The sequence below is a fragment of the Rhodococcoides fascians A25f genome, from assembly GCF_000760935.2.
In the GTDB taxonomy this organism is placed as follows: Bacteria; Actinomycetota; Actinomycetes; order Mycobacteriales; family Mycobacteriaceae; genus Rhodococcoides.
In genome coordinates, this window is the sequence record NZ_CP049744.1 from 1,080,208 (window position 1) to 1,101,321 (window position 21,114).

The window sequence follows — 21,114 nt, forward strand, 5'->3', positions numbered from 1 at the left end:
TTGTGTATCAAGAGTATGTCGGTAGCCCGTGCGAGCATGGACTCGTGGAGTCGAACAATCCGAATTTGGCGAGCATCATGCACGCCGACCTCGACTCCTTCTATGCCTCGGTGGAGCAACGCGACGACCCCCGGCTCCGCGGCAAGCCGGTCATCGTCGGAGGGGGAGTGGTGCTCGCCGCCAGCTACGAGGCCAAAGCGTTCGGGGTGCGCACCGCAATGAGCGGCGGTCAGGCCAGGGCCGTGTGCCCGCAGGCCATCGTGGTGCCGCCGCGTATGGAGGCGTACTCGCAGGCGAGCAAGGACGTCTTCGACGTCTTTCACGACACCACTCCGCTGGTGGAGGGCATCTCCATCGACGAGGCTTTTCTCGACGTCGGTGGGTTACAGAAGATTGCGGGCAGTGCAACGGAGATCGGACAGCGTCTGCGGCAGGAGGTGGCCGAGCAGGTGGGGCTGCCCATCACCGTCGGGATCGCCACCACCAAGTTCCTGGCGAAGGTCGCCAGTGCGTTCGCGAAGCCGGACGGTCTGCTGCTCGTACCGCCCGGCGGCGAACTCGAGTTCCTGCACCCGCTGAACATCGAAAGACTCTGGGGCGTAGGGAAAGTGACCGCCGAGAAATTGCACGTTCTCGACATCAGGACCGTCGGCGACATCGCGGCCTACGGCGAGCGGTCGTTGGCCTCGGTGCTGGGCAAGGGTGCGGGCGCGCATCTGTATGCACTGGCAATGGGCCGGGATCCCCGACGCGTCCAGCCCGGCAAGTCGCGTAGTTCCATCGGCGCACAGCGGGCACTCGGACGCGGCAGGCACGACGCAGCCGAGGTGGAGGCATCGTTGATCGGGCTCGTCGATCGCGTCACACACCGTATGCGCGCAGCGGACCGAACCGGTCGAACTGTCATGTTGCGCTTGCGTTTTGCCGATTTCACCCGCGCTACCAGATCGCACACACTCGATCGAGCCACCGCCGACACCCGGGACATTCTCGACGCCGCGCTGGAATTGCTGCACGACGCGGCACCGATGATCGCGGAGAAGGGCATCACCCTCGTCGGTGTCACCGTCTCGAGCATCGACAAGGGCGGCGCGGAGCAACTGGAACTGCAGTTCGACGCACCGCAGGTGCGCAAGCCCCCGGAGGCATCGGCGCTCGACCGTGCGCTCGACGGGGTGCACAAGAAGTTCGGCTCCACGTCGTTGACGCGTGGGGTGCTGCTCGGCCGAGATCCGGGAATCTCGGTCCCCCTGCTACCGGACTGACTACGTGCGAACTGTGGGCCGAACCCGAAAGCCCTCGGGCATCATGGTCAGTCGCTCCTGGACCTTCAGTCGGTACGACGGGTCGGCCTGCAGATCGAAGCGCTGCAGGATGGTCCCGAGTACCAGAACCGCTTCGTGGATAGCGAATTGTCTTCCGATGCAGGCACGTTCGCCGGTACCGAAGGGTTTGTACACGTGCGCGGGGCGTGCCTTGATGCGATCGGGTAGAAAATTGTCGGGATCGAAGTCGCTCGGACGGTCACCCCACACCGGATCGCGGTGCAAGGCCGTCACCAGAACGACTGCCCAGTCGCCGGCCGCCATGCGGTAGTCGTCGCCGATGACGGTGTCTGCCCGCGCGCCGCGTCCGAACGCGGGAACCGTCGGCCACAGGCGCAGCGATTCGTCGAGGACTCGGCGGACGTACCGCAGTTTGGGAACCTGGCCGAACTGGGGTTTGCCCGTGCCCCAGACCTCGTCGACCTCGGCGCGGGCGCGCTCGAACACCTCGGGGTGGTTCGCCAAGTAGTGCAGCGCGAAAGACAGTGCACCCGAGGTGGTCTCGTGGCCGGCGATCAGGAACGTCAGGATCTGGTATCCGATGTTGGCCTCGCTCAGTGCATTCGGATTGTCGGCATCTTTCGCCGCATCCATCATGATCTGCAGCAGGTCGCTGAAGTCCTCGTTCGATCGGCGGCGGGTTCTGACGACATCGGCGAGGACCTCGGCCAAGTACTGCTTGTTGTGTGCGTATCTGCGATCGGACTTGGCGAACAAGGGCTTTGCGAACGCGGGGATGGACAACAACGACCGCCGCTGGTTGTACGTCAGTGCGCCGACCATGGCGGCCACGAAGGGATGCGGGTCGGCGCGCGCGAACGAGCCGAAGCTGTAACTGAAGCCGGTGCGTCCGATGGTCTCGAGGGTCAGTTTTGTCATGTCCGAGGCCACGTCGGTGTCGGCACCGCTACGAGAGCGGCCCTCCCAGTGCTCGATCAGGTCATCGGCGACGTCGACCATGATCTCGTGGTACCCGCGCATGGCACCCGCAGTGAAGGCTGGACGCAGAAGGTCATGGGCGCGTTGCCAATTCGGCTCGTGGTTGTAGGCGGTGAACAATCCGTCCGCCCCGATATCCCGTAGATTCTCGACTCCAGGGGGCAGAAACTTCTCGAAGCGTTTTTCGTCGCACAGCTCGCCCACCACGTCGGCACCGGAGGCGAAGACGAAGCGCCGCCCGAGAATTTCGCGCTCGAACATCGGGCCGAGTCGGCCGGCCAAGACGGTGGAGTCCTGAATCGGGGTGCGGGGATCGACGCCGACGACGTCGCCGAGGACGGGGAGTCGGTAGGGAGGATGCGGTAGCGAGCCGTTTCGCACCGCGAACTGTGTCGACATTGCCGCTCCCTCGTTGACGAACCGCATGTTGTTGAACTGATGTGTAATAGTGACCGTACTCACTGTTGAACTCGTGTCAAGTAAGATCCGAAGCCCATGACCACACCCCGTAAGCGCATGACGCCGGCGCAGCGTCGCGCGCAATTGCTCGAGATCGGTTCCGCACTGTTCGCCGAGCGGCCGTACGAGGATGTGTGGATCGAGGAGGTCGCCGATCTCGCGGGAGTGTCCCGAGGGTTGATGTACCACTACTTCCCGTCCAAGCGGGAGTTCTTCGTCGAGATCGTGCGCACCGAATCCGAGCGCAACCTCGACGTCACCGCGCCGGACACCTCGCTGCCCGTCCTCGAGCAGGTCGCAGCCGGTCTCGACGCCTACATCGCCTACTCCGACGAACACGCGCACGGCCTCCGTGCCGTCAACCGGGGCGCGTTGCTCGGTGACCATCGGATCAACGACATCCTCACGCGAGAGTTCGCTGTTCAGCAGGAGCGGATCCTCGCTGCGCTGCCCCCGACCTTCGCCGACGACGAGATGGTGCGAACAGCGCTGCGCGGCTGGATCGCGTTCGTGCGAGCGGTGTGCCTGGATTGGGTGGAGCGCAGAACCCTCGATCGCGAGCAGGTTCGTGAGCTGTGCCTTCGCGCGCTGTCGGGTCTTCTCGAGGGGTGAGCTGCGGGGCTATCGTCGACACATGTGCCGAAACATCACCACCCTTCGAGGGTTGGAACCACACGCAACCGACGAGGAAGTCGAAGCCGCCGCGCGACAGTACGTCCGCAAGATCAGCGGCGTACAGAAGACGTCCGACGCCACGCGCGACGCCTTCGAGCTGGCCGTCGCCGAGGTGACAGCAACGACGCATCGGCTCCTCGATGCACTGCCGGACCGGCGTCAGCCACCTCCCACGGTGCCGCCTCTGCGGCGTCCCGAAGTGCAGGCGAGGATTGCCGCCAAGGCGGGTGCCTGAATACGCGTCCTAGCGGGTGCTGTCCGGCGGCACCGCCGGCAGTCCCTCGCTCACGCGCAGTTTCTCGGCCATCGAGCTGAGTAGGTTCTGCGATTCCTCGGACAGGTCGAACGCGCGGGCAGACAGGCGACGTAGGCCGTATCCCTGCAGTCGGCCCAGCAATTCGAGGTCGTGATCGACCTTGGCTGCGTAGATGTTGTCGAAGAAGTAATCGGGCTTGACCTTGAAGAAGGCAGCCAGTGCCGTCACGGTGTCGGCGGACGGGTTGGCGCGTTGGCCCGATCGCAGTTGCGAGATGTACGGCTTGGAGATCTGGTGCCCGCGCAGGGCGAGAGCGTCGGCCACCTCCGCGTTGGTGTGTGGCTTGCGTCCCGCAGGGTGGATCGTGGAGAACAGATGGTTCAGACGTGCGGCGAAATCAGCGGACATCGGGGATGTGTTTGCCTTCCTGACACGGCCGCTGCCCACCGGGCAGATCGATCCGCCGCGGACCGAACCGGTTGATAGTAGCCGGTGCCATGGTTCCGCTGGACCATGGCTGACCTGCAGAAACTTAGCCGAAAATAGTACTGATCGGTTTCCTGACCTTGCGGGCACATCGGTAGCCCCGGCGGGCTTCGATAGTGGACCGTCTCGATCGAACAGATGGTTTTCGAGCAGAATTCGTCGCACGATCGGCACCTCGGTGGCACACTGGATTGCCAGGCGAAGGGGGTGGAGATGGCCGATCGTCGACGACGAACGTTCGATTCACGCGACGGTGACGCGGAGGTGGTCGAACCACTGCTGCGCGCGGTTCTGTCCTACGCGCCGCGGGACGAGTCGCCCACGCCGCATCCTTCCGAGGGAATCACCCTTCGAGCCGAGAACGGCTCCGGCTTCATTCGGCTCGAACTTGCCATTGCGGGCGATCTCGGCACGGGCATTCCCGGGCCGTTCGGATCCAGGTTCTACGAGTGCGGATCGTACGAAGTCATTGTGCCGCAGCGAGATCCGCACGACGGCGCGCTGCTGATGATCCATCTTCTCGCCCCGCAGGCACCGCACAGATTCGAGTTCACGACGTCGATGCCGCCGTTGTGGAGTCTGCGGCTCGAGCACGATGGCTCGGTGTCGGTACTGGACGAGGTCGGCATCGCCGTGATCTTCATCGGCCGTCCGTGGGCGTTCGACGGTGATCTGCAGCCGGTGCACGTGCACTACACCATCGAGAACGGTCTGCTGGTGCAGAACGTCGGAGTTACCCCGGATACCGGATATCCCATCCTCATCGATCCCGATCCCGATGCCATCATCACCGGAGACGGCCGACTCGTCACCGAGGCCTGGACTCCACGTCTGGTGGTCGGCGGGGTTGTCGAGGACGTGCCGCCGAAATCGTTGTCCAGCTGAAAAGCGTTGCGGCACAATCAGAACGGATCGTGCTGAACATGCTCCATCGGGGTGCCGACCTTGCGTAGTGCGTACAGCGTGGTGCGCACCATCGACGGCGACCCACAGATCTGAATCTGGCGATCGGCCCAGGAGCCGAATCGGGTGACGACCTTGCCCACCGCACCGTGCAGTCGATGGTGCATTCCCCACGGCAGCTCGCGCGCCGGGCCGGAGTACCACCACGGATCCTCCAGCTCCTCGGTTACCGGAACAACCGTCAGCCATGGATTGGACAGCGACAACTGCCACAGGGTGTCCAGATCGTAGAGATCGCACGGATACGTACCGCTGACGAACAGATGCACCCGCGGATTGTTGCTGCGCTGAGCCATCTCCATGACCTGGGCACGCAACGGAGCCAGGCCGGTGCCTCCCGCGATCATCAACACGTCCTCGTGGATCGCGCGATCGACGTGCATCCCGCCCAGTGGTGGACTGATGGACCAGCGATCACCGACCCGGGTCTCGGTGACCATGGCCGGAGACACCCAGCCGCCGGATACGCGTCGAACATGGAACTCGATCTCGCCGTACGGGTTGCTCGGAATGGCCGGGGACAGGTACCGCCACAACTTGGGCCGCTGCGGGATCTGCACACTCACGTACTGCCCGGGAAAGTACGGGATCTCGCCGTCGGTCTTCAATCGCACCACCGCGAGGTCGTCGAGGAGCCGTTGGTGTTCGACGACGGTGGCACTCCAGTACGGCGGCAGTTCGTCGTTGTCTGCGGCGGCGGCCATCGCGTTGCTGACCACGGTGAGTGCGTCGTGCCAGGCCGTCTCCACCTCGTCGGTCCACATCTCGGTACCGGCGAACGTGCGGAACGCGCTGATCAGAGCCGAGCTACCCGCGCGGAAGTGCGCGCCCGAGATGCCGTGCTTCCGGTGATCTCGGCCGAGTTGCTCGAGGAACGGCTCGACGCGGTCGGTGCTGTCGAGATGCTCGAAGACGTAGCCGAGCGCCAGTACGAAGTGTTCGCGAAGCGAATCCATCGAGGCGGGAAAGAGGGATCGGAAGTCCGGGTACTCGGCGAAGAGGTGTGCGTAGAAGGACCTGGAGAGCCGGGCAGGGCCGTCCGGCGACGCGACGACGGCTTTGAAACCGGTGCGGACCAGGGAGATCGTTCGTGCGTCGAGCATCGATCAACCTCCACCCCACCGATTCGCCACCGAGTTCGCCGCCGATGACACAGCCACTGTCGACCGTCACCAAAGTAGACCGATCGAGACTTTCGCGCGAGAGGGCGCTCGAGAAATTCAAGGTTGAGCGGAACAGACTCAACTTGTCTATGGTTGTACCCAGCGACACGCAAGAACCGATCCGAGAAAGAAGGTGACCGGTGGACAGTTTCACTCCCACCACGAAGTCGCAGGCAGCGCTCTCTGCTGCTCTGCAGGCCGCATCCGCGGCCGGCAACCCGGATATCCGTCCGGCACATTTGTTGGTGGCGTTGCTCGATCAGACCGACGGCATCGCCACTCCACTGCTGAAGGCCGTCGGCGTCGACCCTGCAACGGTGCGTCGAGAAGCGCAGAACCTCGTCGACCGCCTGCCCTCGGCATCCGGCTCGACCACCACTCCGCAACTCGGCCGTGAAACCCTCGCCGCGATCACCGCAGCGCAGCACCTGGCCACCGAACTCGACGACGAGTTCGTCTCCACCGAACACCTCATGGTGGGTCTCGCGACCGGAAACGACGACGTCGCCAAGCTCCTCTCCGGCCATGGTGCCGGAGCCAACGAGCTGCGCGACGCGTTTCAAGCCGTACGGGGCAGCGCTCGGGTGACCAGCGCGGATCCGGAGAACACCTATCAGGCGCTGGAGAAGTACAGCACCGACCTGACGGCGCTCGCGCGAGAAGGCAAGCTCGATCCCGTCATCGGACGCGACACCGAGATCCGCCGCGTCGTCCAGGTGCTGTCCCGGCGAACCAAGAACAACCCGGTGCTCATCGGCGAACCCGGCGTCGGCAAGACGGCCATCGTCGAAGGACTCGCGCAACGCGTCATCGCCGGCGACGTACCGGAAAGCCTGCGCGGCAAGACCGTCGTCTCGCTCGATCTCGGTTCGATGGTCGCGGGCGCGAAGTTCCGCGGTGAGTTCGAGGAGCGGCTCAAGGCCGTGCTCGACGACATCAAGAACTCCGCAGGTCAGGTCATCACGTTCATCGACGAACTGCACACCATCGTCGGAGCAGGCTCGACCGGCGAATCCGCGATGGACGCCGGCAACATGATCAAGCCGATGCTCGCCCGCGGCGAACTGCGGCTCGTCGGTGCGACGACCCTCGAGGAGTACCGCAAGTACATCGAGAAGGACGCTGCCCTCGAACGTCGCTTCCAGCAGGTCTACGTCGGTGAACCCTCGGTCGAGGACACCGTCGGCATCCTGCGCGGGCTCAAGGAGCGCTACGAGGTGCATCACGGTGTCCGGATCACGGACTCTGCCCTGGTCGCCGCGGCAACCCTGAGTGACCGGTACATCACGGCCAGGTTCCTGCCCGACAAGGCGATCGACCTCGTCGACGAGGCTGCATCGCGGCTGCGCATGGAGATCGACTCGCGCCCCGTCGAGATCGACGAGGTCGAACGCGCCGTGCGTCGCCTCGAGATCGAGGAGATGGCGCTGGCCAAGGAGACCGACGACGCGTCGAAGGCTCGCCTGGACAAGCTGCGTCAGGAACTCGCCGACCTGCAGGAGAAGCTGGCCGGGCTCAGCACCCGTTGGCAGAACGAGAAGAACGCCATCGACTCGGTGCGGGTGCTCAAGGAAGAGCTCGAGAATCTGCGTGGCGAATCCGACCGCGCCGAACGCGACGGCGATCTCGGCAAGGCAGCCGAGCTTCGATACGGACGCATCCCGACGCTCGAGAAGGAACTCGCCGTCAAGACCGAGGCGTCGCCCGCGCAGGGTGACGTGATGCTCAAGGAAGAGGTGGGTCCGGACGACGTCGCCGACGTGGTGGCGGCCTGGACCGGAATCCCGGCAGGCCGGATGCTCGAGGGCGAGACCGCCAAACTGCTCCGCATGGAAGACGAACTCGGCAAGCGAGTCGTCGGACAGAAGGATGCGGTGCAGGCGGTGTCCGATGCCGTCCGTCGAGCGCGCGCAGGTGTGGCCGACCCCAACCGTCCGACGGGATCGTTCCTGTTCCTGGGGCCCACCGGTGTGGGTAAGACCGAGCTCGCGAAAGCGTTGGCGGAGTTCCTCTTCGACGACGAACGCGCGATGGTGCGGATCGACATGAGCGAGTACAGCGAGAAGCATGCCGTCGCCCGCCTGGTCGGTGCGCCTCCGGGCTACGTGGGCTACGAGGCCGGCGGACAGCTCACCGAGGCCGTGCGCAGGCGTCCGTACACCGTGGTGCTCTTCGACGAGGTCGAAAAAGCGCACCCCGATGTGTTCGACATCCTGCTCGCCGTACTGGACGAAGGCCGCCTCACCGACGGCCAGGGCCGGACCGTCGACTTCCGCAACACGATCCTGATCCTCACCTCCAACCTCGGTGCCGGCGGTACCAAGGAGCAGGTCATGGACGCGGTGCGACGCTCGTTCAAGCCCGAGTTCGTCAACCGACTCGACGACGTCGTGGTGTTCGACGCCTTGTCCGAGGACCAGCTCGAGTCGATCGTCGACATCCAGCTCGGCTTCCTCACCAAGCGTCTTGCCGCTCGTCGTCTGACGCTCGAGGTGTCTTCGCCGGCGAAGATGTGGCTCGCGGCCAGAGGCTACGACCCGCTCTACGGCGCTCGGCCGCTGCGGCGACTCATCCAGCAGGCCATCGGCGATCAACTGGCGAAGCTGCTGCTCGCCGGGGACGTCCACGACGGCGACGTGGTGTCGGTCAACGCAAGCCCGGACGGCGAACGCCTCATCCTGGGCTAGGAGGTCTGCGAGACGGGCCCGCACGAGCACTGCTCGTGCGGGCCCGTTCTGTGTCGCCACCTGCGTTCTGCCGGGTAGGTACCCTCGTGGAATGACGAATCCGGACGACCCACGGTCACCGCGGGAGCGCGACCAGGATGCGGCAGAGCGCAACCGACCCGACGACGCTCATCCCACCGAGGCGTATCCGACTCAGGCGTCCGGAAGTCCGGGGTACCAGAGCCCGGGGTACCAGGACCCGGCCCAGCAGAACCCGGCCCAGCAGAACCAAGACCCACCGGCGTATCCGCCGGGGTATCAGCCCACGCAGGCGCTGCCGCCGTACGACCCCGATCAACAGACAGCAGCAAATCAGGCCTACGGCCAGACTCAGCAGTACGGCCAACCGCAGTACGGCCAGACTCAGCAGTACGGCCAGACTCAGCAGTACGGCCAACCGCAGTACGGCCAGGCGCCGGGTTACGAGACTCAGCAGTTCGGCCAACCCCAGCAGTTCGGCCAACCCCAGCAGTTCGGAGGGCCACCCGCCGAGGAACCCGCCGCCGATTCGGGTGGCAAGGGTCCTCGTCCGTGGGTTCTGGCCCTGATCGGTCTCGTCGTCCTCGCGATCGTCGTAGTTTTCGGAATTTCCTTCCTGAGCGGTGGATCGGACGACTCCAACACCACTGCAGCTGCGCCGTCGACGTCCATTCGGCCCTCGCCGTCGAGTACGCCCACGACCACGCCGCGTTCCACGGAATCGGGTGCGACGACCACGCCCGAACTCATCCCGGGCGGTATTCCGGAGATACTCGGGCAACTCGGTTCGTCAGTGGGAACGATCAGCGCCAACGACGGTTCGAGTCTGACGATCGACGGACTCGATGGTGCGCCGGTCACGGTGCAGACCACGCCGCAGACCCAGATAATCTCGTTGTCCGGCACCAGTCTGGCGTCGCTTGAGGTTGGCGCTTTCGTCGTGGTGCAGGGCGAGTCGGTGGAGGACGGGACCATTCGCGCGAACGTCATCATCGAGACCCCGAATCTCGGCGGTTAGCAGCCGGCATTGTCGTAGGGATCGTTCACAGGACCCGGCGGTGGTGGGCGGTGACGGCGTGGATGTCGATTAAGGTGGTTCGCGATGACGGCAATGTGGTTCGGCCTGGCGGCGATTGCACTGGTAGGTGCAGTGGCCCTGCTCTACATCGACAGGTCCAAGCGAGATCAATCCGGGCGGCTGCGGCAGATGTGGGCCAAGGCGCAGGGATACGAGTATCGACCGCACGATGAAGAACTGGTCACCCGGTTCTCCCGTGCGGCCCTGTCCAAGCCCGAATTCGACGTCGCTCTCGGCGTGGTGACCGGTGTCCGACGGGGTGAGGAGTTCGTTCTCTTCGACGTCGAGGAAACGGGCACCATCGTGGCCGTGCAGCGCTCGGTCGGTTCCGACGTCGACATAGACCTACGGCCTCGCTCGACGCCACCGCCGCGCGACGAGGACATGGAACTGCTCGGGTCCATCGGCCCGCGCGTGGTGTTCGCCACCGATGTCGATATCGCTCGCCGGGTCTGCGACCAGCGAATGGCTGCTTTCACCGAATCCGTTCCCGAAAATCTTCAGTTGCTGTGGAGCGAGAAGGACTGGACGCTGGGATCGCTGCCGCTGGGCAGCTCGGGCCGTGATTGGGACGCGGCCATCGACGCAGTCGCACGACTGTCCGGCATGCTGCACGTGCTTCCCCCCGTGCGCGGTAGCGCGGTCTACGGCGCACGCGCAGGCGAGCCCGGCCGTGATCGAGGCGATCCGGGCCGGCCGTTGGTCAAGGAAGCTCGCCCCCAGCAGGCCCGCGGCCCACAGCCCCAGCAGGCCCGCGGCCCACAGCCCCAGCAGGCCCAGTCGGAGCCGCGAGTTGCCGAGCCCTCCAGATCCGAGCCACGCGTTCGACCTCCCCAGGTGGCTCGTCCTCAGGTAGCGCGTCCCCAGACATCCCGTCCTCAGGAACCTCGCCCGCAGGAGCCCCGTCCCCAGGAGCCCCGTCCCCAGGAGCCCCGTCCCCAGGAGCCCCGTCCCCAGGAGCCCCGTCCTCAGGAACCCCGCGACCATGAGCCGCGTCCTCAGGAACCGGGTCGCAGGCCTCGTCCACCCAGGCCCGACGCGGCTGGTCCGCAGGCCGTACGTTCGGCGAGTCCGTCGCGCCCGGTACCGCGTCCGCCTGCGTCGCGTCCGATTCCGTTCGATTCCGAGCGTCGGCGCAATCAGCCCTGATTTCTTTCGGGCGTGTTTACGGGCTCGGGAGCTCGGACGCAGCTAAATTCGTACCTCGTGACGGTTTTTGTGGTTGTGGCCATCGTGGTTGTCGTAGTCCTGTTGCTGGTCGGTTACGTCGCGAGCACGGTGCGTCGGCTGGGTCGGTACAGCGAGCAGACCGAGCAGAGTCTGCGGCTGGTCGACGTAGAGCTCGAGCGGCGGCACCAGCAATTGGTGCCGTTCATCGAGGCCGCCGACGCTTCCGGGTTGTCCGCCGATGCAGTGCGCCAGCTCGGCGGTGCTCGCTCGTGGTCCAGGGCCGTGCGTGATCGCGACCTGGGACCGGCGGCACAGGCGGCTGCCGAGAATGCGTTGTCCGCCGCCTTTCACGCCGTTCTCGCCGAGGCGGACGCGGGTCGGAACGTGTTGGGCAACTGGGCGTTTCAAGGACCGGCCGGGGAGCTGGCCGTGACCGAACGTCGAATTGCGGGGGCGGTGCGGGTCTACAACGACACCGCCTACCGACTGTCGCAGGCGATCGGCACCTTCCCGTCGTCCATCGTCGCCAAGTCTCGTGCTCTGACGGCGCCCGAACCGTTCGTGGAGACGAGGGACGTCCTCGACGAGCAGTTGTCGGCCCAGGTCGCTGCGTAGGGGCGGAGCGGCCGGAGTGGCGAGCCGCCAGGAACGACCCGCTTTGTTGTGGGTAAGTTCGTAGCGACCTTCGAAGATCCGTGGTGCGACGAGAGGAACCCCGACATGGCCGAGAGTGCCGCGAATTCGGACCGGCAGGAACTGGCCGATTTGGTGAAAGACCTTGCCGTCGTGCACGGGAAGGTCACGTTGTCCTCCGGCAAGGAAGCCGATTACTACGTGGATCTGCGTCGGGCGACGCTGCATCATCGGGCGGGCGCGTTGATCGGCTCGTTGATGCGTGACTTGGTCTCCGATTGGGATTTCGTGTCGGTCGGCGGGCTGACCATGGGCGCAGATCCGGTGGCGATGTCGATTATGCATGCCCAGGGTCGTCCGATCGACGCGTTCGTGGTGCGTAAGGCTGCGAAGGCGCACGGCATGCAGCGTCAGATCGAGGGACCGGATATCGTCGGCAAACGCGTTCTGGTGGTGGAAGATACGACGACGACCGGAAATTCGCCGCTCACTGCCGTCAAAGCTCTGCGGGACGCGGGCGCGACGGTCGTCGGGGTGGCCACGGTGGTGGACCGGGCGACCGGGGCGGACGAGGTCATTGCTGCAGAGGGGCTCGAATATCGATCCCTGCTCGGCTTGGCAGACCTCGGCCTGTAACCCCGGCCCGAATCGGCTTGCTAGCGAACCAATTGCGCGACGACCACAAAGTTGTCGTCGGTCGGTTCGCCGCCCTGGACGTCGCAGTTGGCCAGGATCAATCGTCCCGGTACCGAACGTCTGAGTTCGTTGTCGGCCAACAGGGATCCCTTGGGTAGGGGGCCGACCGATTCGACGGCGTACTCCAGAGTGCCGCTCGCGGTTCGCAGCACAACGGTGTCGCCTGGAGCAACCACCCGCAACGCCTTGAACGGGGCGTCCCGCTTCGAATAGTTGTGTCCGGCAACAACTACCGTCTGTTCGGTCGAGGTACCCGGCATGCCGCTCTCGGCCCACCAGGCCGGTAGTTCGTCCACTGGGTTCAGCACCTGGCCGCTCTCGCCGCCGCGATAGAGCGGATCGGGATGGATGGGGCTGCTCAGATAGGTGGTGCCGTCCGAAGATCGGAGCTCGATGTACTCGGGCTGGGCAGGAGCGACGTCGCTCGCAGGCGCAGCCACCGAAATCTGTGACTGCACCGGCGAGCGATCGGGTGCGGCGATCCCGACTTCGTCACTCGCACAACCTGATACGAGTAGAACGAAGGTCAGGATCGCCGTCCACAGCCAGCGGGTACTACGAGGTGGCATCGGAAGAGTTGCGGCGACGCAGGTAGAACACTCCACCCGCTGCCGCTACTACGACCACGCCCACTCCGGCGAGAATCACCGGGGTGTTGGACGAGCTGTCCGATCCGCCCGACGCCTCGTTCGAGGAGTCGCCGAGTGCGAGATCGACCGGCGGCAGATCGCCGGCCACGCTGACGACACCGTTCTCGTCGGTGGTGAAGTAATCCGCGACGGTGAACGATCCGTCCTCGTTCTTGACGCCGACCAGCGAGACGCCGGTCTTGTCGACGACGACGGTGTTCTCGTCGACCTCGGTGACCGGAACATCCTCGCGGACGGTGTTGCCCAGGTTGATGGTCCAGCTGAACTTCGGTCCGCTGGCGGCCAATTCGGCTGCCTCGGCCTTGAGGTCGGCCTCGACCTTCGCCTTGGCGTCGGCCTCGGTCTTGGCTGCCGTTGCAGCATCCTGAGCGGTTTTCAGGGTGGCTGCGGCTTCCGTGGCCTTGGTCTTTGCGGCAGCGGCTGCATCGGTCTTGGCCACAAGATCTGCGTCGGCGGCCGCAGCTGCGGCGTCGGCATCCACGACGGCCTGGGCGGCTGCGTCGGCCGTGGCCTGCAACGCAGCGATGTCGGCATCGGTCGGCGCTTCGTCGAGTGCTGCCTGTGCTGCTGTTGCAGCGGCGGCCTTGGCGTCGGCATCGGCCTTGGCTGCGTCTGCCGTGTCACGGGCGTCGGACGCTGCCTTCTCCGACTCGGTTTCCTCACCGGCGGCAGCCTCTGCTGCTGCTTCGAGATTCTTGGCGTTCTGCTCGGCGATTGCGGCTACGGCTGCCGCGGTCTGAGCCTCGACGTGCAGAGCGAGGGATTTCGCGGCGGTGGCCGCTGCGGCGCGGGTGGCAGCAACGACCTTGGCGAGATTGAAGTTCTTGAACGACTCCTGCAGCGCTGCGACCGAGTCTTCCACTGCCTTGTTCGACGCGTCGGCGTCGGCCTTGGCGGTGGTAGCCAGTTCGGCCTTTGCGTTTGCGTCGGCGCGGGCGGCCTCGGCGGCGGCGGTGGCTTCGGGGTCTCCCGAGACCGCTGCTGCCTCGAGGTCGGCGGCAATCTTCTCTGCTGCTGCGGCGTCGGCTGCGGCCTGATCGGCTGCAGCCTTGGTCTCGTCGGCCTCGGTCTTCAATTCAGCTGCGGTGTTCTTGGCTGCGGTGACGTTTGCACTCGCGGCCTTGCTGGCGACTGCGGCAGCCTTGGCCTCTGCGGCTGCTGCTTTTGCCTTGACGTCGGCTTCGGCTGCTTGGACCTCGGCCTTGGTGGCGTCGGTGCTCGCGCTGGCCTCGGCGGCCTTGGCCGTTTCGAGACGCACCTGGGCAGCAGCCGAAGCGGCTGCGGCTTCCTTGCTGGCAGCTTCGGCGTCGGTGATCGCCTGCTTCTCGGCGTCGGACAGCTGCGGAATGATGTCGAGGTTCACGGTCGCGGTTCCGTCGTCGTTGAAGACGACGCCGCCGGTCACCTGCGGCAGTGGACGGATGGCCGACGGGGCCTCGGGGGCCGGAACGGCGGCTGCGGCTGCGGCTGCCGCGGCTGCATCCTCGGGGGTGACAGCGGGGGCGGGGGCTTGGAGCTGCCCGTCGACGGAGGCTGTGGCCGATCCGTCCACGCCTGCGCCTTCTCCGGCGGCGGGGGCCCCGGATTCGGTGCCGCCCTCGGTGGCCGGCTGCTCGACGGCGGAGCTTTCCGGGGTCGTCGGCTCCTGTGCACTGGCAATTCCCGGTGCAACGATGGAGAGGGACAGTGCCATGGCGGCCCCGGCAGCGGCGAGGCGCGCCTTCTTGGACCTGGCGATCGACTTCTGCGACATGGAGATTGTGGCCCTTCGGTCAGTGGCAGCATCGTGCTGCGCGCACCCGTCCTCCCACGCGGAACGAGTGTTGTTGGTGAGTCACACGAACAACCGTGATGGGGGAACCGTAAACCAACCGTCCGGTCCAGCAAACAGAAAAGGGCTTTACCAGTGGTTTGGTTATGAAAGTGTTACGGATGAGGCTCATGTGACGAAAGGGGCCGCAGATACGACGCGACGGCCGAGATCCGTGATCTCGACCGTCGCGAAAAGGCTTTCGGATGAACGTAATTCAGTCGCCGACCGTCACAGCCTGGGCTTCGTCGATGCTGTGAGGTGCAGGTTCGTGGTCGTCGACGTGAGCGAGCACCTTTCGTCCGGTGGCCAGGACGACGATCGCCAGCGCGGTGCACGCGGCACCCACCCAGAACGGCACGTGCATGTTGGACTCGCCCAGCTTGCCTGCCAGGTACGGCGCCGCTGCTCCACCGGTGAAGCGAACGAAGCTGTAGGCAGCCGATGCCGTCGACCGTTCGACCGGTGCCGAGATCATGACCGTCTCGGTGATCAGGGTGTTGTTGACGCCGAGGAACAACCCGGCCACGACGGTGCCCACGATCAGGACCGTCTTGTTTTCGGTGAACATCGCCATGACGGCCAGGTCGACGGCGAACAGCAGTAGCGCGAGCATCATCATGTTCAGCGTTCCGAAGGCCCGCTGCAGCTTCGGTGCGATGAACACCGACGCCACGGCCAGGCACAGACCCCAGCCGAAGAAGATGAATCCGATCGAGTAGGTGCCCATGTCGAGCGGGAACGGCGTGTACGCCAGCAAGGTGAAGAAGCCGTAGTTGTAGAGCAGAGCAGTGATCCCGACGGTCAACAATCCGCGGTGCCGAAGAGCACGAAACGGATCGAGGATCGATGTGGTGTGCGCGGGCTTGGGGGTGTCCGGGAGCATGACGATGAGCAGGATGAACGCGACGGCCATCAGTGCCGCGACGCCGAAGAACGGTCCACGCCAGCTGAATCCACCCAGGACACCGCCGACGAGGGGACCGGTCGCGATGCCGATACCCAGCGCGGCCTCGTAGAGGATGATCGCGCGCGCAACTCCGCCCGACGCGGCACCGACGATGGTCGACAGCGCCGTGGCGATGAAGAGTGCGTTGCCCAGTCCCCAGCCGGCGCGGAAGCCGATGATCTCGCCGACCGATCCGGACGTGCCGGCCAGCGCGGCGAAGACGACGATGATCGCCAGGCCGACCAGCAATGTGCGCTTCGGGCCGAAGCGGCTGGACACCACTCCGGTGATCAGCATCGCGACGCCGGTGACGAGCATGTAGCTGGTGAACAGCAGTGACACCTGGGACGGCGAGGCATCGAGTTGCTCACCGATGGGCTTGAGAATGGGATCGACGAGGCCGATGCCCATGAAGGCGATGACGCTGGCGAATGCGACTGCCCATACCGCGCGCGGCTGCTTCAGCAGGCTGTCGGGGGAGGTGCTGGTGGTCACGAAAGAGTTCCTCTCATTCCGTGATCGACGGGCTCGAGGATGCTGCGAAGTTCACCCAAGCCGTCGGTCAGTTTTTGGATCTGTTCTGGGTCGAGGTCGGACAGGTACGGGACCAGTCCGTCGACGAGGTGACGTCGACCGTCGGCCAGCCAACGGTGGCCGGCCTCGGTCATCTCGACGAGCACGGCGCGCGAGTCGTCGGGGTCGGATCGTCTGGTGACGAGGTCGGCGTTGCTCAGCTTGGCGAGCAACGCCGTCGCCGATGGTTGGGAGCATCGATCCAGCTCGGCGAAGGTGCTAATGCGCAGTGGCTGATACTCCTCGAGCAACGACAGGGCCCGCATCCATGCTCGCGGCCATTCGTCGCTGCCGAACCGGGCGGCCAATCGGACGAAGCGTGACGAACTGGTGACCAGCTGCGAGAGGAGGTCCCGGATGTCTTCGTCGGAGTGGCTCACCGATTTATTGTTACATACACTAACTATCTATCGCAACGCGGGGCCGACCTCCGGGGATAACCGGGGGAGCCAGGGGGCGAGTCAGTGTCGGCTCAGGAGATCGGCGATGTCGCGATCCCACTCGGCATTGCGTCGACCGTCGTACCGGAAGCACATCACGTGGTAGAAGCCGATGAGAACCACCGCGACCAGCACCCAGCTACCGACTGCGTTGAAGATGGATGCGGCGACGACATCCGCCGACGTCAGTGGTCGCAAGCTCAGGTTGCCGCTGTTGTCGACCCAGATCTCGGTGGTGGTGCCCGCCGGAGAACCGGTGTCGACGCTGACGCGCCCGGTGTGCTCGACGCCCCGGTAGACCCAGCGTGAGTCGACGGCAGTGGCAGCTGCGGCACCGGACGAGCCGAACTCGGTCGAGGCAACGGACGTCGTCTCGGCGGTTGCCGTCGTGGTTGCGGTGACCTGGTGAATCGAGCTGCTCTGAGTCTCGAGGCGTTGTTGCTGATCGGCGTGGGCGCTCAGCCCGAGCCACAGCGACACCGGAATCATGACGATCAGCAACGCGGTGACCCAGTGCTTGATGCGGGCCTGACGGACGTCGCAGTCGCGGAGCAACGGGTTGGGGTAGCCGGAGAAGTCGGTGTGTGCCGAGCGGGCCTGCCCGGTGAGTTTACGGCGCATGATGGTCCCCACTACTTCGAAATGATTCCGACCGACCTTTACACGATGACGAGCCGACCTGCGAGTATCAAGCAGGAGGGGTCAGCGTCACATGTGATGTCCGTTGTGATGGGTTCGGTGGAAGGAGTGGAATGACTGTCGACCGGGTGCGTCGTGCCCGCGGTGCTGCTCTGGTTGCCGGAGCCGTGACGGTGGTCGGAGCCTGGACCGGCTCGACGCGGTTGCAATGCATCGCCAAGCCGCTGATCGTGCCTGCCCTGGCGACCGCGCTCGATCCGGCTCGCGACCGAGTGCTGTTGGCCGGTCTCGCCGCGGCGACGGCAGGTGATGTTCTGTTGATCGATCCCGACGACGATTCCGCTCTGGAATGGGGCGCGCGTGCATTCGCGGTGATGCAGGGAAGTTATGCCTGTCTGCTTCTTCGCCGAGGTGCACGACCGACACCGATCGACGCGATTCCGAGGTACGCCGGATGGGCGGCCGCGGCGGCTCTGCTGGCCCGACGCCAGCCGGCGGTGGCGTCGACCCTGTCGGCGTACGGAGCCGTGCTGGCGACCACGTCGACGCTCTCTGCCGTTTCCCGGGCGCGCGGCGGCGATCGACGGCTGATGATCGGCGGCGCGCTGTTCACCGCCTCCGATGCGCTGATCGTGTTCCGGCGACTGTTTCTGTCCGAGGAACGTCAACGCAGGACGGCGGAGGCGATCATCCTGTCGACGTACGTGGCGGCGCAGGTGCTACTCGTCGAGGCTCTGCGGTCGGGGCAGTAGCAGCACCCGTTCACGATGGGCCGGGTCGACGCGCACCGCGATCACCGTCCCCGGCTCGAACCGGGCGGTGTCGGATTCAGGGATGTCGTAGACGATCTTGCCGAAGTAGCTGCTCGAGCCCGGCACGGTGAATTCCAGGTCCAGCTCGGCCGTGTCGTGGTCGATCCGGCGGATGGCATCCACCGTCGCCCAGCCCTCGACGCCGTGCTCGATCAGTTCCTTCTGCTCACGCGTCGGGCGGCCGGCGATCATCATCGCCAGTCCGAGAGCCGCGCCGAATCCGGCGACCAGGGCAGCGAGCTGATACGGAAGCGTTCCGGGCGGCGTTCGAGGGTTCAGCCAGCCGATCCAAATCGCCAGCACGACCGCGTACACGACCGTCACGACGACGACGGCACGCACGATTCTCGTGTTGTTCACTTCGACACTCCTGGGCCGCCTGCAGCGGTGCTTCGATATTCGACGATAGGGGGTTACCGGTAAGTAGGGTTACATGTACGGTGTTCGATGTGACTCGACCAACTGTCTTCATCTCAGGCGCGGCAGCAGGTATCGGCCGCGCAACTGCTCTCAAGTTCGCGGCCAGTGGCTACCTCGTCGGTGCATACGACATCGACGAGACCGGCTTGGCATCACTCGGCAAGGAAGCTGCCTCGCTCAGCGGCCGTGTAGTCACCGGCGTCTTGGATGTAACCAACTCCGACCAGTGGGAAACCCGGTTGAAGGAGTTCGTCGGGGAGGGCGACGGTCGACTCGACATTCTGATCAACAACGCCGGAATCCTTGCCGCGGGTGCCTTCGAGGACATGCCGCTGTCGGTGCACCGTCGTCAGATCGACATCAACGTCAACGGGGTCATCTACGGCACCCTCGCGGCCTTTCCCTACCTCAAGGACACCCCGGGCGCGCAGGTCGTCAACCTGTGCTCCGCGTCGGCCATCTACGGTCAGCCCGAGTTGGTGACCTACGGCGCGTCCAAGTTCGCGGTGCGCGGCATCACCGAGGCGTTGGATCTCGAGTGGAGCAAGTACGACATCTCGGTCAAGGCCATGTGGCCGCTGTTCGTTCAGACGGCGATGACCCAGGGTGTCTCGACGGGCACCACGAGCTCGTTGGGTATCAAGCTCACCGTGAAAGACGTGTCCGACGCGATCTTCGCCGCGACCCGTCCGGTCAAGCGGCGGTTGCACAAGGTGCATTTCCCGGTCGGTTTGCCGTCCAAGGCGCTTTCGCTCGGGTCACGCTTCTCGCCCGCATGGCTCACTCGTGAGGTCAACCGGCGCCTGAGCCACACCTAGGACTTCTCGCCGAAGGATGCCGGCGGCACGCCGGTATCGTCGGTCTTTCGAGCAATCGGTGTCGAAAGGTGGGTCGGGGTTTTTTCATGCTGAGCACGTGTGGTTCGAGCAAGTTGGGTTCGAGCAAGGCCGGGAAAATTCGTTCGGTGCGAGGTTGGTTGGTCGGGATCGGGGCGGCCACGGCACTCGTTCTCTCCGGTTGCAGCAGTGAGTCGGCCGCTCAGCCCCCACCGCCGCCGTCGACCACAACGCCTGCCCCGACGACGACCGCGCCCACCACCACCGTCGCTCCGGTGACGACAACCGAGGTGCCGCTCCCTCCGCCTCCGCCGCCGGTCGAACCGCCGCCCACCGCCGAACCGCAGACGACGTACGCCGCCATCGGTGGTGCGTACTACTTCAGTTCTCCCGACGGTCTGTTCCAATGCGGCATCGTGCCGTTGTCCAGCCGTACCGAGGCCGGGTGTCAGGGCACCACCGACCCGGTTCCGCCCCGGCCTGAAGATTGTATGATCAACTGGGGCAACGGAATTCGAGTCACCAACGAGGGTCCCGCGGCATTCATGTGCTCGGGTGGAGTGGTGTACACCTCGGGCGGGGAAACGATCGATCCACCGTTGGCTGTGGGCGCGACCATCGCCGAGGCCGGCTTCACCTGTACATCGGCCGAGAACGGCATCTCGTGCGTCGACGACGCAACCGGCCACGGATTCCGCATCGCACCGGACAGCAACGAAGTCTTTTGAGCGGCGACAGCGCAACTCCGTCGGAGGACATCGGCCCCACCGAGTGGGGCGACAACCCCAACGGCGTCGGCCCCTGGGCCGATTCCCACTCCGAACCGCCACCCGACGATCCACGGTTGGATCCAGAGCTTCTCGCCGGTGGTGACCGCCGCAACGTCGTCGACGCCTACCGCTACTGGCGGCGTGAGGCCATCGTCGAAGACATCGACACTCGACGCCACTCGCTGCACGTCGCTATCGAGAACTTCACCAACGACGCGAACATCGGCACGGTGGTGCGCACTGCGAACGCCTTCGCCGCCCAGGCTGTGCACATCGTCGGACGACGTCGATGGAATCGCCGCGGTGCCATGGTCACCGACCGCTACCAGCATCTCCATCACCACGATTCGGTGGAGGCGTTGATGGCGTTCGCCGCCGAGCAGGGCCTGGTTGTCGTCGCCGTCGACAACACCCCGGGATCGGTACCGATCGAGACGGCCGAGCTCCCGCGGGAGTGCCTGCTGCTGTTCGGCCAAGAGGGACCGGGCGTCACCGACGGGGCCCGCGAATCGTCGTCGATGACGGTATCGATCGCCCAGTTCGGCTCCACACGCAGCATCAATGCAGGTGTCGCCGCTGGGATCGCCATGCATGCATGGATTCGGCAGCATGCCGACCTCGACACTGCCTGGTGACAGCGCGCTGATCCGGGGCGGGATGTAACGAA

The 21,114-nt window shown here is 65.3% G+C and carries 22 protein-coding genes; 13 read left to right on the forward strand and 9 right to left on the reverse strand.

Annotated elements, in window-relative coordinates:
• Window positions 1–77: 77 nt before the first annotated feature.
• Window positions 78–1,265, forward strand: coding sequence for a DNA polymerase IV (dinB, locus tag BH93_RS05110; RefSeq protein ID WP_037172266.1), 1,188 nt, complete (start codon window positions 78–80; stop codon window positions 1,263–1,265).
• Here the strand turns inward: dinB and BH93_RS05115 are convergent, their stop codons facing one another.
• Entirely contained in the window at window positions 1,266–2,663 is a 1,398-nt protein-coding gene (locus BH93_RS05115) for a cytochrome P450 (protein WP_037172265.1), read from the reverse strand.
• Between the two features lie 96 nt (window positions 2,664–2,759).
• Between BH93_RS05115 and BH93_RS05120 the strand changes: the two genes are divergently transcribed.
• Together BH93_RS05120 and BH93_RS05125 are read left to right on the forward strand one after the other, a co-directional pair.
• On the forward strand, window positions 2,760–3,335 hold the full coding sequence (locus BH93_RS05120) for a TetR/AcrR family transcriptional regulator (protein WP_037172135.1): 576 nt from the start codon (window positions 2,760–2,762) through the stop codon (window positions 3,333–3,335).
• A gap of 22 nt (window positions 3,336–3,357) precedes the next feature.
• Complete coding sequence (locus BH93_RS05125; protein ID WP_032380171.1) at window positions 3,358–3,633, forward strand: DUF2277 domain-containing protein; 276 nt, start codon at window positions 3,358–3,360, stop codon at window positions 3,631–3,633.
• A gap of 9 nt (window positions 3,634–3,642) precedes the next feature.
• On the opposite strand, the gene BH93_RS05130 is transcribed toward BH93_RS05125, so the two are convergent.
• Complete coding sequence (locus BH93_RS05130; RefSeq protein WP_032380730.1) at window positions 3,643–4,062, reverse strand: helix-turn-helix domain-containing protein; 420 nt, start codon at window positions 4,060–4,062, stop codon at window positions 3,643–3,645.
• A gap of 291 nt (window positions 4,063–4,353) precedes the next feature.
• Here BH93_RS05130 and BH93_RS05135 point away from each other — a divergent pair, with 291 nt between their 5' ends.
• Window positions 4,354–5,025 (forward strand): hypothetical protein, encoded by a 672-nt coding sequence (locus tag BH93_RS05135; protein WP_155290882.1) that lies wholly within the window; start codon window positions 4,354–4,356, stop codon window positions 5,023–5,025.
• A gap of 17 nt (window positions 5,026–5,042) precedes the next feature.
• Here the strand turns inward: BH93_RS05135 and BH93_RS05140 are convergent, their stop codons facing one another.
• Entirely contained in the window at window positions 5,043–6,206 is a 1,164-nt protein-coding gene (locus tag BH93_RS05140; RefSeq protein ID WP_037172133.1) for a globin domain-containing protein, read from the reverse strand.
• Between the two features lie 200 nt (window positions 6,207–6,406).
• On the opposite strand from BH93_RS05140, the gene clpB reads away from it, so the two are divergent.
• The 5 genes from clpB (at window position 6,407) to pyrE (ending at window position 12,488) form a co-directional block, all read left to right on the forward strand.
• Window positions 6,407–8,953 carry an ATP-dependent chaperone ClpB gene (gene clpB, locus BH93_RS05145; protein ID WP_037172132.1) on the forward strand — a complete coding sequence of 849 codons (2,547 nt, stop codon included), beginning with the start codon at window positions 6,407–6,409 and terminating at the stop codon, window positions 8,951–8,953.
• 91 nt (window positions 8,954–9,044) lie between these two features.
• A complete protein-coding gene (locus BH93_RS05150; RefSeq protein ID WP_037172131.1) occupies window positions 9,045–9,989 on the forward strand; it encodes a DUF5666 domain-containing protein in 945 nt (314 codons plus the stop codon).
• 93 nt (window positions 9,990–10,082) lie between these two features.
• Window positions 10,083–11,198, forward strand: a complete 1,116-nt coding sequence (locus BH93_RS05155) for a hypothetical protein (protein WP_371832094.1) — start codon at window positions 10,083–10,085, stop codon at window positions 11,196–11,198.
• Window positions 11,199–11,255: 57 nt separating this feature from the next.
• Window positions 11,256–11,834 (forward strand): LemA family protein, encoded by a 579-nt coding sequence (locus tag BH93_RS05160; protein WP_037172128.1) that lies wholly within the window; start codon window positions 11,256–11,258, stop codon window positions 11,832–11,834.
• A gap of 105 nt (window positions 11,835–11,939) precedes the next feature.
• Entirely contained in the window at window positions 11,940–12,488 is a 549-nt protein-coding gene (gene pyrE, locus BH93_RS05165) for an orotate phosphoribosyltransferase (protein ID WP_032380731.1), read from the forward strand.
• A gap of 20 nt (window positions 12,489–12,508) precedes the next feature.
• On the opposite strand, the gene BH93_RS05170 is transcribed toward pyrE, so the two are convergent.
• From BH93_RS05170 to BH93_RS05190, 5 genes are all read right to left on the reverse strand, one after another.
• A complete protein-coding gene (locus BH93_RS05170) occupies window positions 12,509–13,117 on the reverse strand; it encodes a class F sortase (RefSeq protein WP_032380178.1) in 609 nt (202 codons plus the stop codon).
• Window positions 13,104–14,951, reverse strand: coding sequence for a hypothetical protein (locus tag BH93_RS05175; RefSeq protein ID WP_037172126.1), 1,848 nt, complete (start codon window positions 14,949–14,951; stop codon window positions 13,104–13,106). Before BH93_RS05175 ends, BH93_RS05170 begins: the two co-directional genes overlap by 14 nt.
• 274 nt (window positions 14,952–15,225) lie before the next feature.
• Window positions 15,226–16,452, reverse strand: a complete 1,227-nt coding sequence (locus BH93_RS05180) for an MFS transporter (protein ID WP_032380180.1) — start codon at window positions 16,450–16,452, stop codon at window positions 15,226–15,228.
• Complete coding sequence (locus tag BH93_RS05185) at window positions 16,449–16,910, reverse strand: MarR family winged helix-turn-helix transcriptional regulator (protein ID WP_052058227.1); 462 nt, start codon at window positions 16,908–16,910, stop codon at window positions 16,449–16,451. Before BH93_RS05185 ends, BH93_RS05180 begins: the two co-directional genes overlap by 4 nt.
• Window positions 16,911–16,991: 81 nt before the next feature.
• Complete coding sequence (locus BH93_RS05190; RefSeq protein WP_155290881.1) at window positions 16,992–17,591, reverse strand: Rv1733c family protein; 600 nt, start codon at window positions 17,589–17,591, stop codon at window positions 16,992–16,994.
• Between the two features lie 131 nt (window positions 17,592–17,722).
• Here BH93_RS05190 and BH93_RS05195 point away from each other — a divergent pair, with 131 nt between their 5' ends.
• A complete protein-coding gene (locus tag BH93_RS05195; RefSeq protein WP_052064888.1) occupies window positions 17,723–18,361 on the forward strand; it encodes a lysoplasmalogenase family protein in 639 nt (212 codons plus the stop codon).
• On the opposite strand, the gene BH93_RS05200 is transcribed toward BH93_RS05195, so the two are convergent.
• The gene (locus BH93_RS05200) at window positions 18,329–18,781 is read right to left on the reverse strand and encodes a hypothetical protein (protein WP_032380183.1); all 453 of its coding nucleotides are present in this window, start codon (window positions 18,779–18,781) and stop codon (window positions 18,329–18,331) included. The genes BH93_RS05195 and BH93_RS05200 overlap by 33 nt on opposite strands.
• A gap of 89 nt (window positions 18,782–18,870) precedes the next feature.
• Here BH93_RS05200 and BH93_RS05205 point away from each other — a divergent pair, with 89 nt between their 5' ends.
• The 3 genes from BH93_RS05205 to BH93_RS05215 all read left to right on the forward strand — a co-directional run bounded on the left by BH93_RS05205 (window position 18,871) and on the right by BH93_RS05215 (window position 21,082).
• Complete coding sequence (locus BH93_RS05205; RefSeq protein ID WP_037172263.1) at window positions 18,871–19,659, forward strand: SDR family oxidoreductase; 789 nt, start codon at window positions 18,871–18,873, stop codon at window positions 19,657–19,659.
• Between the two features lie 86 nt (window positions 19,660–19,745).
• Window positions 19,746–20,405: a DUF6636 domain-containing protein gene (locus BH93_RS05210; protein WP_242459120.1), complete on the forward strand. Its 660-nt coding sequence runs from the start codon at window positions 19,746–19,748 to the stop codon at window positions 20,403–20,405.
• Window positions 20,402–21,082, forward strand: a complete 681-nt coding sequence (locus tag BH93_RS05215) for a TrmH family RNA methyltransferase (protein WP_032401532.1) — start codon at window positions 20,402–20,404, stop codon at window positions 21,080–21,082. The genes BH93_RS05210 and BH93_RS05215 overlap by 4 nt, the downstream gene beginning before the upstream one ends.
• Window positions 21,083–21,114 lie beyond the last annotated feature (32 nt).

Bases quoted from the DNA above. Each gene is read 5' to 3' on its own strand.
- BH93_RS05130 (WP_032380730.1), bottom strand. From the start codon at position 4,062: ATGTCCGCTGATTTCGCCGCACGTCTGAACCATCTGTTCTCCACGATC.
- BH93_RS05140 (WP_037172133.1), bottom strand. From the start codon at position 6,206: ATGCTCGACGCACGAACGATCTCCCTGGTCCGCACCGGTTTCAAAGCC.
- BH93_RS05195 (WP_052064888.1), top strand. From the start codon at position 17,723: ATGACTGTCGACCGGGTGCGTCGTGCCCGCGGTGCTGCTCTGGTTGCC.
- BH93_RS05170 (WP_032380178.1), bottom strand. From the start codon at position 13,117: ATGCCACCTCGTAGTACCCGCTGGCTGTGGACGGCGATCCTGACCTTC.
- BH93_RS05190 (WP_155290881.1), bottom strand. From the start codon at position 17,591: ATGCGCCGTAAACTCACCGGGCAGGCCCGCTCGGCACACACCGACTTC.
- BH93_RS05150 (WP_037172131.1), top strand. From the start codon at position 9,045: ATGACGAATCCGGACGACCCACGGTCACCGCGGGAGCGCGACCAGGAT.
- BH93_RS05125 (WP_032380171.1), top strand. From the start codon at position 3,358: ATGTGCCGAAACATCACCACCCTTCGAGGGTTGGAACCACACGCAACC.
- dinB (WP_037172266.1), top strand. From the start codon at position 78: ATGCACGCCGACCTCGACTCCTTCTATGCCTCGGTGGAGCAACGCGAC.
- BH93_RS05135 (WP_155290882.1), top strand. From the start codon at position 4,354: ATGGCCGATCGTCGACGACGAACGTTCGATTCACGCGACGGTGACGCG.
- BH93_RS05120 (WP_037172135.1), top strand. From the start codon at position 2,760: ATGACCACACCCCGTAAGCGCATGACGCCGGCGCAGCGTCGCGCGCAA.
- BH93_RS05155 (WP_371832094.1), top strand. From the start codon at position 10,083: ATGTGGTTCGGCCTGGCGGCGATTGCACTGGTAGGTGCAGTGGCCCTG.
- BH93_RS05175 (WP_037172126.1), bottom strand. From the start codon at position 14,951: ATGTCGCAGAAGTCGATCGCCAGGTCCAAGAAGGCGCGCCTCGCCGCT.
- BH93_RS05115 (WP_037172265.1), bottom strand. From the start codon at position 2,663: ATGTCGACACAGTTCGCGGTGCGAAACGGCTCGCTACCGCATCCTCCC.
- pyrE (WP_032380731.1), top strand. From the start codon at position 11,940: ATGGCCGAGAGTGCCGCGAATTCGGACCGGCAGGAACTGGCCGATTTG.
- BH93_RS05210 (WP_242459120.1), top strand. From the start codon at position 19,746: ATGCTGAGCACGTGTGGTTCGAGCAAGTTGGGTTCGAGCAAGGCCGGG.